Origin of the sequence: Bradyrhizobium sp. CCBAU 11386 (genome assembly GCF_028128955.1) — a bacterium.
Taxonomy (GTDB): domain Bacteria; phylum Pseudomonadota; class Alphaproteobacteria; order Rhizobiales; family Xanthobacteraceae; genus Bradyrhizobium.
Genome location: NZ_LBKA01000198.1, coordinates 1 through 11,976 on the forward strand (window position 1 = coordinate 1; position 11,976 = coordinate 11,976).

12 protein-coding genes are annotated in these 11,976 nt (G+C 64.6%); 7 read left to right on the forward strand and 5 right to left on the reverse strand.

Annotated elements, in window-relative coordinates; genetic code table 11:
- From XI09_RS14355 to XI09_RS14375, 5 genes are all read left to right on the forward strand, one after another.
- Nucleotides 1–1,377, forward strand: a 1,377-nt coding sequence (locus XI09_RS14355) for a DUF1522 domain-containing protein (protein WP_271567408.1), incomplete at its 5' end; no start/stop codon positions are given.
- 325 nt (nt 1,378–1,702) lie between these two features.
- Entirely contained in the window at nt 1,703–3,991 is a 2,289-nt protein-coding gene (locus XI09_RS14360) for a DUF1522 domain-containing protein (protein ID WP_271567409.1), read from the forward strand.
- Nucleotides 3,992–4,210: 219 nt separating this feature from the next.
- Entirely contained in the window at nt 4,211–6,499 is a 2,289-nt protein-coding gene (locus XI09_RS14365) for a DUF1522 domain-containing protein (protein ID WP_271567410.1), read from the forward strand.
- Between the two features lie 293 nt (nt 6,500–6,792).
- Nucleotides 6,793–7,161, forward strand: coding sequence for a flagellar biosynthesis regulator FlaF (gene flaF, locus XI09_RS14370; protein ID WP_008554779.1), 369 nt, complete (start codon nt 6,793–6,795; stop codon nt 7,159–7,161).
- A gap of 12 nt (nt 7,162–7,173) precedes the next feature.
- Entirely contained in the window at nt 7,174–7,458 is a 285-nt protein-coding gene (locus tag XI09_RS14375; RefSeq protein ID WP_271567411.1) for a hypothetical protein, read from the forward strand.
- On the opposite strand, the gene XI09_RS14380 is transcribed toward XI09_RS14375, so the two are convergent.
- The 4 genes from XI09_RS14380 to XI09_RS14395 form a co-directional block, all read right to left on the reverse strand.
- Nucleotides 7,448–7,807 carry a hypothetical protein gene (locus XI09_RS14380; RefSeq protein WP_271567412.1) on the reverse strand — a complete coding sequence of 120 codons (360 nt, stop codon included), beginning with the start codon at nt 7,805–7,807 and terminating at the stop codon, nt 7,448–7,450. The two genes, XI09_RS14375 and XI09_RS14380, sit on opposite strands and share 11 nt — an antisense overlap.
- 158 nt (nt 7,808–7,965) lie before the next feature.
- Nucleotides 7,966–8,463, reverse strand: coding sequence for a hypothetical protein (locus XI09_RS14385; protein WP_271567413.1), 498 nt, complete (start codon nt 8,461–8,463; stop codon nt 7,966–7,968).
- 11 nt (nt 8,464–8,474) lie between these two features.
- Nucleotides 8,475–8,843, reverse strand: a complete 369-nt coding sequence (gene flgJ, locus XI09_RS14390; protein WP_271567414.1) for a flagellar assembly peptidoglycan hydrolase FlgJ — start codon at nt 8,841–8,843, stop codon at nt 8,475–8,477.
- The gene (locus XI09_RS14395) at nt 8,843–9,967 is read right to left on the reverse strand and encodes a flagellar basal body P-ring protein FlgI (RefSeq protein WP_271567415.1); all 1,125 of its coding nucleotides are present in this window, start codon (nt 9,965–9,967) and stop codon (nt 8,843–8,845) included. The genes flgJ and XI09_RS14395 overlap by 1 nt, the downstream gene beginning before the upstream one ends.
- A gap of 269 nt (nt 9,968–10,236) precedes the next feature.
- On the opposite strand from XI09_RS14395, the gene XI09_RS14400 reads away from it, so the two are divergent.
- On the forward strand, nt 10,237–10,650 hold the full coding sequence (locus XI09_RS14400; RefSeq protein ID WP_092191940.1) for a flagellar assembly protein FliX: 414 nt from the start codon (nt 10,237–10,239) through the stop codon (nt 10,648–10,650).
- Between the two features lie 161 nt (nt 10,651–10,811).
- On the opposite strand, the gene XI09_RS14405 is transcribed toward XI09_RS14400, so the two are convergent.
- Nucleotides 10,812–11,183 carry a winged helix-turn-helix transcriptional regulator gene (locus XI09_RS14405; RefSeq protein WP_092191938.1) on the reverse strand — a complete coding sequence of 124 codons (372 nt, stop codon included), beginning with the start codon at nt 11,181–11,183 and terminating at the stop codon, nt 10,812–10,814.
- 149 nt (nt 11,184–11,332) lie between these two features.
- On the opposite strand from XI09_RS14405, the gene XI09_RS14410 reads away from it, so the two are divergent.
- Nucleotides 11,333–11,944 carry an NAD(P)-dependent oxidoreductase gene (locus XI09_RS14410; RefSeq protein WP_271567416.1) on the forward strand — a complete coding sequence of 204 codons (612 nt, stop codon included), beginning with the start codon at nt 11,333–11,335 and terminating at the stop codon, nt 11,942–11,944.
- Nucleotides 11,945–11,976 lie beyond the last annotated feature (32 nt).

Genomic DNA, 11,976 nt, shown 5'->3' on the forward strand with positions numbered 1-11,976 from the left:
AAGAGCTCGACGGGTGCGGATCTGAGCGTCACCGGCAAGGCCGACCTGCTCAAGGCGCTCGGCCTGAGCTCGGCGGTGGGCGGTGGCAACGCCACCGTGTCCGTCAACCGGACCACGACCTCGGGCTCGCTCGGTGCGACGATCACCGACGGTTCGACGCTGAACGTCGACGGCCACGTCATCACCTTCAAGAACGCGCCGACCCCGGGTACGACCGGTGCTCCGAGCGTTCCGAGCGGCTTCGGTGCCTCCGGTAACGTCGTCACCGACGGCGCCGGCAACTCGACGGTCTATCTGCAGGGCGGCACGGTGAACGACGTGCTGAAGGCGATCGACCTTGCCACCGGCGTGCAGACCGCGACGGTCAATGCCAACGGCACCGCGACGCTTGCGACCGCCACCGGCCAGACCAACTCGTCGATCAACGCCTCGGGTCAGCTCAAGATCTCGACCGGCGTCAATGCCGACCTGTCGATCACCGGTACCGGCAATGCGTTGAACGCGCTCGGCTTCGCCGGCAACACCGGGACCTCGACCGCCTTCACCGCGGCCCGCACCTCCGGCGTTGGCGGCCTCACCGGCAAGACCTTGACCTTCACCTCCTTCAACGGCGGCACGGCGGTCAACGTCACCTTCGGCGACGGCACCAACGGCACGGTCAAGACGCTCGATCAGCTCAACACGAAGCTTCAGGCCAACAACCTGACGGCGACGATCGACGCCAACGGCCTGCTGACGGTCTCGACCACCAACGACTACGCCTCCTCGACGATCGGTTCGACGGCGGCGGGTGGTGCGATCGGCGGCACGCTGACGACAGCGCTGACGTTCTCGACGGCTTCCAGCCCCGTCCAGGATACGGTTGCACAGACGTCGCGTGCGAATCTCGTCAACCAGTACAACAACATCCTGAACCAGATCGACTCCACGGCGCAGGACTCCTCGTTCAACGGTGTCAACCTGTTGAACGGCGACCAGCTCAAGCTGGTGTTCGACGAGACCGGCAAGTCGAACCTCAGCATCACCGGCGTGACCTACAACTCCAAGGGTCTGGGCCTCGCCGCGCTGACCGGTGGCGTCGACTTCATCGACAACGCCGCCACCAACAAGGTGCTGACCAACCTGAACTCCGCATCGAGCACGCTGCGCTCGGAAGCTTCGAGCCTCGGTTCGAACCTGACGATCGTGCAGGTGCGTCAGGACTTCAACAAGAACCTGATCAACGTGCTGCAGACCGGTTCGTCCAACCTGACGCTGGCCGACACCAACGTCGAGGCGGCCAACAGCCAGGCGCTGTCGACCCGCCAGTCGATCGCGGTCTCCGCGCTGTCGCTGGCCAACCAGTCGCAGCAGAGCGTGCTCCAGTTGCTCCGCTAACAAGCGGACGACATCGCAAGACGGCTACGGCGGCGGGGCTTCGGCCCCGCCGCTTTTTTCGTTCGTCACTCGAGGTTTCGAGAGGGCAGGCGACACTCTGAAAAGTAACCAGCGGTTATGGTTAATGGAGCGTAAGCGCTGAGAATTGCCAATGATTTCAGAGCGATTGCCTGACCCCGCAAGCGCTTCCAGTCCTTCATGGTGAACCGGCGCTTATGCAGGCGAGGTTCGTTTCACCCTTTGTTAGCCATGTCGCGGCACGCTGGCCCCGTCACTCGATCCGAAGCGATCGAACGAAGACGCGTAAGCCAGAAGGGTAAGAGTCATGTCAGGTATTGTTCTCTCTGCGTCGGTTCGTCAGAACCTGCTCTCTCTCCAGTCCACCGCCGATCTCCTCGCCACCACACAGAACCGTCTGTCGACCGGCAAGAGCGTCAACTCGGCCCTGGACAATCCCACCAACTTCTTCACCGCCCAGTCGCTCGACAACCGCGCCAGCGACATCAACAACCTGCTCGATAGCATTGCCAACGGCGTGCAGGTGCTCCAGGCCGCCAACACCGGCCTGACCTCGCTGCAGAAGCTGATCGACAGCGCCAAGTCGATCGCCAACCAGGCGCTGCAGACCACGGTCGGTTACTCCACCAAGTCCAACGTCTCCACCACGATCGCCGGTGCGACAGCCGCCGACTTGCGCGGTACGACGTCCTTTGCCAGCGCCACCGCGTCCAGCAACGTGCTCTATACGGGCGCGGCCGGCGGCACCACGGCGGCGACCGGCACCACGACGCTCGGCGCCACCATCGGTTCCTTTGCAAGCACTGGCGCAACGGCCGGTGACGGCACCACGGCCCTGACCGGCGCCATCACCCTGATCGCCACCAACGGCACGACTGCGACCGGCCTGCTCGGCAACGCCCAGCCGGCCGACGGCGATACGCTGACCGTGAACGGCAAGACCATCACCTTCCGCTCGGGCTCCGCTCCGGCGTCGACTGCGGTTCCGTCCGGCTCGGGCGTCAGTGGCAACCTCGTCACCGACGGCAACGGCAACACGACCGTCTATCTCGGCACTGCTGGCACTCCGGCGGCGACCGTCAACGATCTCTTGACCGCGGTCGATCTGGCCAGCGGCGTGAAGACGGTGTCCATCAGTGCAGGCGCTGCGACGATCGCCGTGAGCGCCAGCCAGCCAGGTGCTGCGGTCTCGACCGCTGCTGGCGGCGCCGTCACGCTGAAGAGCTCGACAGGTGCGGATCTGAGCGTCACCGGCAAGGCCGACCTGCTCAAGGCTCTCGGCCTGACGACGTCTACGGGTGCCGGCAATGCCACCATCGACGTCAACCGGACCACGAGCGCGGCCTCGCTGGGGGCGACGATTGCGGACGGTTCGACGCTGAACGTCGACGGCCACGTCATCACCTTCAAGAATGCGCCGATCCCGGGTTCGACCGGTGCTCCGAGCGTTCCGAGCGGTTACGGTGCGAGCGGTAACGTCCTCACCGACGGCAACGGCAACTCGACCGTCTATCTGCAGGCCGGCACGGTTGCCGACGTGCTGAAGGCGATCGACCTTGCCACCGGCGTGCAGACCGCGACGGTCAACGCCAATGGCACCGCGACGCTTGCGACCGCCACAGGCCAGTCGAACTCGACGATCAATACGTCCGGTCAGCTCAAGCTCTCGACCGGCATCAATGCCGACCTCTCGATCACCGGCACCGGCAACGCGCTGAACGCGCTCGGCCTCGCCGGCAACACCGGGACCGCGACCGCGTTCACCGCGGCACGGACCTCGGGCATCGGCGGCATTGCCGGCAAGACCTTGACCTTCTCCTCCTTCAACGGCGGCACGGCAGTCAACGTCACCTTCGGCGACGGCACCAACGGCACGGTCAAGACGCTCGATCAGCTCAACACCAAGCTGCAGGCCAACAACCTGGCTGCCACGATCGACGCCAACGGCCTGCTGACCATCACGGCATCCAACGACTACGCGTCCTCGACGCTAGGTTCGACGACCGCCGGCGGTGCGATCGGCGGCACGCTCACGTCGGCGCTGACCTTCTCGACGGCTTCCAACCCCGTCCAGGATGGCGTTGCGCAGACGGCCCGTGCGAACCTGGTGTCTCAGTACAACAACATCCTGAACCAGATCGACACGACCTCGCAGGACTCCTCGTTCAACGGCGTCAACCTGCTCAATGGTGACCAGCTCAAGCTGGTGTTCGACGAGACCGGCAAGTCGAGCCTGAACATCACCGGCGTGACCTACAACTCCAAGGGTCTCGGCCTCGCCGCGCTGACCGTCGGCGTCGACTTCATCGACAACGCCGCGGCCAACAAGGTGCTGACCAATTTGAACGCCGCCTCGAGCACGCTGCGCTCGGAGGCCTCGAGCCTCGGCTCGAACCTCTCGGTGGTGCAGATCCGTCAGGACTTCAACAAGAACCTGATCAACGTGCTGCAGACCGGTTCGTCCAACCTGACGCTGGCCGACACCAACGTCGAGGCGGCCAACAGCCAGGCACTCTCGACCCGCCAGTCGATCGCGGTCTCCGCACTCTCGCTGGCCAACCAGTCGCAGCAGAGCGTGCTCCAGCTGCTCCGCTAACAAGTAGCTGAAATAACTGAATAAAACCGAGCGGCGGGGTCATTTGCCCCGCCGCTCTTTTTTGCGTCCGGAGGCGGGCAGGGGCGTTCATTCGCCATTAACCCTATCGCTTAAACCGGCGTTAACCATACTTTAAAGGACACCTCCTAAAACTGGACAAAAGCCCGCTTTCGAGACCGCGCGGCCGATTCGTATCCGGTTCAAGAGGAAGACTCGCCAATGTCCAACATCGTTCTCTCGGCGTCAGTTCGCCAGAACCTGTTGTCGCTGCAGTCGACGGCCGACTTGCTGGCCACGACGCAGGAGCGGCTGTCAACCGGCAAGAAGGTCAACACGGCGCTCGACAATCCCACCAACTTCTTCACCGCGCAGGGGTTGGACAACCGGGCGAGCGACATCAGCAACCTGCTGGACGGCATCAACAACGGTGTGCAGGTGCTGCAGGCCGCCAATACCGGCATCACCTCGCTGCAGAAGCTGATCGACAGCGCGAAATCGATCGCCAACCAGGCGCTCCAGACCACGGTCGGTTACTCCACCAAGTCGAACGTCTCCACCACGATTCCCGGTGCGACGCCCGCCGACCTGCGCGGCACGACCTCCTACGCGAGCGCAACCGCCAAGAGCAACGTGCTCTATACCGGTGCAGCCGGTGGCGTGACCCCGGTCACCGGGACCGCCGCGCTTGGCGCATCGCTGGGCTCGAGCGCCGGCACCTTTACCGGTACAGTGGCGACCGCCGCCGACGGCACCACCGCGCTGTCCGGCACCGCCACGCTGCTCGGCACCACCGCGTCCACCACCTTCGGCACGCCGCCGGCGGATGGCGACACCATCACGGTGAACGGCAAGACCATCACCTTCCGCACCGGCATCGCTCCCAGCACGCAGCCGACCGGCTGGGGCCTCGACGCCAGCGGGCACATCGCCACCGACGGCAACGGCAACTCGATCGTCTATGAGGGAACGGCGGCTGCACCCGGGGCGACCGTCAACGACGTCCTCAGTGCGATCGACCTTGCCAGCGGCGTCAAGACCGCGACCATCAGCGCAAGCGCGGCGACCATCGCCGTCAGCGGTTCGGCCGGTCCTGTCGGCACCCTTCAGGTGGCCTCGTCCATTACGGCGGGCGCTGTCACGCTGAAGAGCTCGACCGGCGCCGATCTGAGTGTGACCGGCAAGGCTGACTTCCTCAACAAGCTCGGTCTGACCACGGCGACCGGCGCAGGCAATGCGAACGTGACCGCCAACCGGTCGACGACCGCGGGCTCGCTCGGTACGCTGGTCCAGGACGGCTCGACGCTGAACATCGATGGTCACACCATCACCTTCAAGAACGCCCAGACGCCGCAATCGGCGGCGAGCGTGACGTCGGGCGGCGTCAGCGGCAACATCGTCACCGACGGCAACGGCAATTCGACCGTCTATATCCAGAGCGCGACGCTCACCGACCTGCTCAACTCCATCGACCTGGCAACCGGCGTGAAGACGGCCAGCATCTTCAACGGCGCCGCGTCGCTGACGACCACTTCGGGCCAGATCCCGTCGTCGGTCAACAGCAGCGGCCAGCTTGCGCTCTCCACCGGCGTCAACGCCGATCTCTCGATCACCGGCACCGGCAACGCGCTCAGCGCGTTCGGCCTCAGCGGCAACACGGGAACGGCGACGGCCTTCACCGCGGCGCGCACCTCCGGTGTCGGCGGTGTCAGCGGCAAGACGCTGACCTTCACTTCCTTCAACGGCGGAACGCCGGTGAACGTCACCTTCGGCGACGGCACCAACGGCACCGTCAAGACGCTCGACCAGCTCAACGCACAGCTGCAGGCGAACCACCTGACGGCGACGATCGACGCCAATGGCGTGCTGACGGTGACCACCGTCAACGAATACGCCTCCTCGACGCTCGGTTCGACGACCGCGGGCGGCACGGTCGGCGGCACGATCACCGGTGTTCTGGCCTTCACCACCGCGCAGCCGCCGGTCCAGGATCCCGTCGCGCAGACGGCGCGCTCGAACCTGGTCAACCAGTTCAACAACATTCTGGCGCAGATCGACACGACGTCGCAGGACTCCTCCTTCAACGGCGTCAACCTGCTCAACGGCGACACGCTGAAGCTCGTCTTCAACGAGACCGGCAGCTCCACGCTCGGCATCAACGGCGTGGTGTTCAATGCGGCCGGCCTCGGCCTCAGCAACCTCGTCAACGGCGTCGACTTCATCGACAACGGCGCCACCAACAAGGTGCTGACCAGCCTGAACGCGGCCTCGAGCACGCTGCGCTCGGAAGGTTCGGCGCTCGGTTCGAACCTGTCGATCGTGCAGGTGCGTCAGGACTTCTCAAAGAACCTGATCAACGTGCTGCAGACCGGCTCATCGAACCTCACGCTGGCCGACACCAACGAGGAAGCGGCCAACAGCCAGGCGCTGTCGACCCGCCAGTCGATCGCGGTGTCCGCGCTGTCGCTGGCCAACCAGTCGCAGCAGAGCGTGCTCCAGCTGCTCCGCTAATTTCGCAGCGCAAGATCGCTACTTGAAATATCGCGGCGGGGCTAACGCTCCGCCGTTCTTTTTACGGAGATCGCTAAGGCAGGATTAGCTGAGATTGATGCCCATCACGCGAAGCAAGTTTACAGCGTGTGTGCGTGCATCTAGCGTTGCACTGACGAAGAACTCCGCGACCCGTAATTATCCGGAGTGCTTCCAAGCGCACACGTAAGCAAATCTTAAGCGGTGCTGCCTAGGGTTGGGAAAGAAATCCTTAAGCGCGTTCAACGGGCTAGGTAACCTCCAGGGTGTGATTGATGTCGAATTCCGCTGCCTCGGCTTACGCGCGTGTTGCAACGACCACTGCATCTCCTCGCGACATCGAAGCGCAGACCCTGCTCAAGGCCGCCAACAAGCTCCAGGATGCGGTGAACAACGCTGATCCGCTCAGCGAGCAGACCATGCAGGCCCTGATGTTCAACCGCAAGCTCTGGACGATCTTCCTGAGCGAGGCGATGCGCGACAACAATCCGCAGCCGATCGACGTCCGCCAGAAGATCGCCAACATCAGCGTGTTCGTGCTGAGCCAGACCGCGGCGCTGCAGATGAGCCCGCAGTTCGATCACTTCCGCCCGCTGATCGAGATCAATCGCAATATCGCTGCCGGTCTGTCCGGACGGCCGTGATGGAGGCCCGTCGTGGCCGACATCATGAGCATTGTGTCGACCGCGCATAAGTCGAACGTTCTTTCCGGCCCACAGGATTCGTCGACATACGTCCCGGTCGATTCCTGGCTCTATCAGGGCAGCTGGACCGGGACCTATCCCGTTGGCAGGAAATTCCCGCTCGACGTCTCGCGGGTCAGCGGCTTCCGCGCGCAGGTCCGTGACGGGAGCACCGGCACGTCCCAATACCAGCAGGTGCCGATTGACCTATCTCGACACGGCGGTTGCCGAGCTCGACGCCTGATCGTCAGGCGCTGAGGTCCGTATTGGGCGGACGCGAGGGCTCGGACTTCAGATCCTGGGCATGGAAATAAGCTCGCCGGCGCAGCATCGCTTCGTCGGGGAACTGATTGACCACGGCGTCGGTCCTGTCGTTGACGACCTGGAAGACGAAGGATGCGGCAGCCTGGTCGAACACGACCTGCCGCGAGATGTTCTCGTTGTTCGGCAAATCATTGCGCACGGGCGCGCTCGTATCGCTCGCGGCAACCGTCTGGCTCACCGGCAAATCGGTCTGCACGGCCTCGTTCGCCGCCGCGTTGGACGTCGTTACGATCTGCGCGGGGGCCGGTATCCCCACCGGCCTGATGCTGAAATCTGTACTCATGGCAGCCTCCTGGTTGCCTGGTCCGAGTCAAATCCCAACCCCTCTCAATGCGCAACCATGGAACACCAGGATTGAAGACCCGGTAAGGAAACGTGCCTAACCGCGCGACGATATCGCCGCGCGGTTTTTCGTAAAATTGTCGCTTGTTTTGCGCGCGCTCAGAGCGAGCGGCTGACCGTGAGCGGGGTGATGTGGCGCGGGCCCGGAGTGGCGCGGCGTCCCGCGGCCGTATAGGTGTTCGGCACGTTGCGCTTCTGGATCTCGGCATTGACGCCGCGTACGACGCTCTCGGAGACCGCGTGCGCGGTCGCGAGCACGGTGAGATTGACCTGGAGCATCGCGCGGAACGCATCGTGGTGCCGATGCAGCGTCGAGAGCAGCTCGGGCGCGGATTTCGCGAGCTGGGCCTGGTTCGCCTTCAACTGGCTGACGGCGCCGACATAGTTTCGCGACAGCTCCTGCTTCCTGCTTTCGAGGGTCATCGCCTCGCGGACGTTGCCGGCGCGCACGAGCTCGGTCTCGCGCTCGATCAGGCCGAGCAGGGCGTTCATCGCATCCATCAGGTCTTCAGCGAGCTTGCGCGCCTCGGCGCTGCCGGGCGCGGTGTTCGGGCGCTGCGCTCGCATCGGCTGGCGTGAGGCGGTGAACTGGTTCATCTCGTTTGACCTTATGCCGTGCGGACGGTTTTCGCCTGCTGCATGATGAGAGTGCGGTAGACTTCGGTGGCGACGCCGACGCCGCCGGCCTTGGCGAAGTTCTTGGAATACTGCTCGGTCAGCATCGAGCGCCATACGCCGGTGCCCGGTGTGTCGCCGAACGGGCCTTCGCCCTTCAGGCCCGAGGTCATCTGCGAGAACATGCTGTTGAGCAACATCGCCTCGAAATCGGTGGCGGTCTTCTGCGCCTTGGCCTGCTGCTGCGGCGGGACCTTTTGCAGCGCGGCGGCGAGCTCGAAATCGGGCCGGCCGTTGCGGCTCTCCACCGAGAAGGCCGAGGAGGTGGCGGCGCGCGGGGTGTTGATCATGCTCGCCTGCATCACATCACCTCGATGTCGGCTTCGATCGCGCCGGCAGCCTTGATCGCCTGGAGGATGCTGATCATGTCGCGGGGGCCGATGCCGAGGCCGTTGAGGCCGTCGACGAGCTGCTGGAGCGAGACGCCATCCTTGACGAGCGCCAACTTCTTGCCGTCCTCGGTGACGCTGACGCTGCTGCGCGGCGCGACCACGGTCCGCCCGCGGGACAGCGGATTGGGCTGGCTCACCTGCGGGCTTTCGGAAATCGTGACGGTGAGGTTGCCTTGCGCCACCGCGACAGTGGCGACGCGGACGTCGCGGCCCATCACGATGATGCCGCTGCGCTCGTCGATGACGATCTTGGCGGCGAGATCGGGATCGACCTGGAGCTGCTCGATCTCGGTGAGGAAGGCGACGACGTTGCCCTTGAACTCGGGCGGGATCGAAAGCTGCACCGTCGACGGATCGATCGGCTCGGCGGTCTTGACGCCGAGATAGTCGTTGACGGCCGCCGCGATGCGCTTGGCGGTGGTGAAGTCGGCGTTGCGCAGCGCGAGCCGCACGTTCGGCAGCCGGTTGAGCGCGAACTCGATCTCGCGCTCGATGATGGCGCCGTTGGCGATGCGCCCCACTGTCGGAACGCCGCGCACGATCTTCGCCGCTTCGCCCTCGGCCTGGAAGCCTGAGATGGCGAGCGAGCCCTGCGCGACCGCATAGACGTTGCCGTCGGCGCCGAGGAGGGGCGTGACGAGCAGGGTGCCGCCCTGGAGGTTCTTGGCGTCGCCGAGCGCGGAGACGGTGACGTCCATGCGCGTGCCTTGGGTGGCGAAGGCCGGCAGATTGCCTGTCACCATCACGGCGGCGACGTTGCCGGTGCGGATGGTGGCGCCGCGGATGTTGACGCCCATGCGCTCGAGCATCGCTTGCAGCGACTGCTTGGTGAAGGGGATGTTGTTGAGCGTGTCGCCGGTGCCGTTGAGGCCGACGACGAGGCCGTAGCCGATGAGCTGGTTCTGCCGCACGCCTTCGATATTGGCGAGGTCCTTGATGCGCGAGGTCGCGCTTGCGGACGTGACCGACAGCGCCAGCGCTGACAGCGCGGCGCAGGCCACCCCAACAATCCTCACCCAACGAACGCCTGGCATCCTCTGCTCCCCGAGGCTCCTCAAATCTCGGACCATTCTCGACACTCCCATGACGAGCTGGTCCGACGCTTTCCTTGCGAGGGCTGTGCCAACGCGGGGCAGTGGGGGTAGGGCGCTGAATAGGTTGAATAAATCTGTTTCGACCGGTGTCAGCGGGCGTTGTTTCTGAGGAGCGAAACTGCCGCCTCTCGGCAGATTTTGCCGGGCTGTTTACGCGCCGTTAACCATAAAACAGCGAAGGTGAGGCATCGATCACCCGGATTGCTGCGATGCGCATCTACGGACCGAACGGCACCACGCTTGGAACGCCGGCCAGCCAGGCCAGGCGGACGGGCTCCGGCACCTTCGTCTTGCCCGACACCTCGTCGGCGCAGGAGACGCGGGCCGCTGCGGCGCCGAAAGCAGCCGCCAACATCGATGCGCTGCTCGCGTTGCAAGGCATCGAGGAGGATCCGGTCGAGCGCCGCAAGCGTTCGGTCGCCCGCGGCAAGACCGCGCTCGACGTGCTCGACGATCTCAAGATGGGGCTGCTGTCCGGCAATCTCGACGCGTCCACCGTGATGCGGCTGCGCGATGCTGCGGCGAACCTGAAATCGTCCTCGGGCGATCCCGGTCTCGATTCCGTGCTGTCCGAGATCGAGCTGCGCGTCGAGGTCGAGCTCGCCAAGGCCGGGCAGGCGTAGTCGGGCAGGCTGTCGTCGCCCGGCTTCACCGGGCGACCCAGTATTCCAGAGACAGTCGTTTTGAGCCGAGAAGCCGCGGCGTACTGGATGCCCCGGTCAAGCCGGGGCATGACGGCGGAGATTGGGGCGGCGCGCGAACAGCTCGTTCCAGACGTTGCCAGTCACGCCGCTTCCTCCTGCTTCTGCGCGTCGTAGCGGCGCTGGGCGGCGAGCACGTCCTTCAGATTCTCCTCGGCCCAATCGCGCAGCGGATCGACGGCGGCGGCGAGTGTCAGCCCGAGCTGCGTGATCGAATATTCCACCGTCACAGGTACGGTTGCGATGGCGCGGCGCTTGATCAGGCCGTCGCGTTCGAGCGATTTGAGAACCTGGCTCAGCATCTTCTGCGAAATGCCTTCGATCGTGCGGCGCAACTGATTGAAACGCATCGGCTCCCCGCGCAGCAGCAAGAGGATCAGCACCGCCCATTTGTCGCCGACGCGATCGAGGATCTGGCGCGTGGGGCAGTTCGCTGCATAGACGTCCGGCTTCATCGTCGGGTCCTCGATCCATGGAAATCGCTTGCCGGCTCGCTTGCCGGTTACTCCTGCGTAAGCAGGTAAGCACAAAGTGCTCTCTTAACACCAGCATTCTTTGCGATATCTAGTTACCATTAGTTACCAGAGAACCAAAGGAGCCTTCCATGAAAATCGCAGTCGCCGGCGCCTCGGGCCGGGCCGGGTCGGAGATCACCAAGGAACTGTCCCGCCGCGGCCATAGCGTCACGGCCATCGCCCGGAACCCCGAGAAGATCGCGGCCCTGCCGAACGTCACACCCACCAAGGGAGATGTGCTCGACCAGGCGGGCCTCGCCAAGCTGTGGGCCGGGCACGACGTCGCCGTGAGTTCCGTGCACTTCCTGGCCAGCGACGCGCTCAAGCTGATCGGGGCAGCCAAGGACTCCAAGGTGGGCCGCTACCTCGTCGTCGGCGGGGCTGGCAGCCTGGAGGTCGCTCCTGGCGTAAAGCTGGTCACAACTCCTGGTTTTCCGGCCCAATACAAAGCCGAGGCCGAGGCAGGCTCCGCCTTTCTCGACCTGCTGCGGCAGGAAAAGGACCTGAACTGGACCTTCATCTCGCCATCGGCGCTGTTCGTCGAGGGGGAGCGCACGGCCAAGTTCCGGCTCGGGACCGATCAGCTTCTCGCAGATGCGAACGGCAAGAGCTGGATCAGCTTCGCCGACTACGCCATTGCGCTGGCCGACGAGATCGAGCGGCCGGCCCATTTGAGGCAGCGTTTCACGGTCGGTTACTAGGCTTTCGGCCGCCCCCGGGCCCTCCAGGATAA

Bases quoted from the DNA above. Each gene is read 5' to 3' on its own strand.
- XI09_RS14405 (WP_092191938.1), bottom strand. From the start codon at position 11,183: ATGAAGCCGGACGTCTATGCAGCGAACTGCCCCACGCGCCAGATCCTC.
- XI09_RS14365 (WP_271567410.1), top strand. From the start codon at position 4,211: ATGTCCAACATCGTTCTCTCGGCGTCAGTTCGCCAGAACCTGTTGTCG.
- XI09_RS14380 (WP_271567412.1), bottom strand. From the start codon at position 7,807: ATGAGTACAGATTTCAGCATCAGGCCGGTGGGGATACCGGCCCCCGCG.
- XI09_RS14360 (WP_271567409.1), top strand. From the start codon at position 1,703: ATGTCAGGTATTGTTCTCTCTGCGTCGGTTCGTCAGAACCTGCTCTCT.
- XI09_RS14395 (WP_271567415.1), bottom strand. From the start codon at position 9,967: ATGCCAGGCGTTCGTTGGGTGAGGATTGTTGGGGTGGCCTGCGCCGCG.
- XI09_RS14410 (WP_271567416.1), top strand. From the start codon at position 11,333: ATGAAAATCGCAGTCGCCGGCGCCTCGGGCCGGGCCGGGTCGGAGATC.
- flgJ (WP_271567414.1), bottom strand. From the start codon at position 8,843: ATGCAGGCGAGCATGATCAACACCCCGCGCGCCGCCACCTCCTCGGCC.
- flaF (WP_008554779.1), top strand. From the start codon at position 6,793: ATGTCGAATTCCGCTGCCTCGGCTTACGCGCGTGTTGCAACGACCACT.
- XI09_RS14385 (WP_271567413.1), bottom strand. From the start codon at position 8,463: ATGAACCAGTTCACCGCCTCACGCCAGCCGATGCGAGCGCAGCGCCCG.
- XI09_RS14400 (WP_092191940.1), top strand. From the start codon at position 10,237: ATGCGCATCTACGGACCGAACGGCACCACGCTTGGAACGCCGGCCAGC.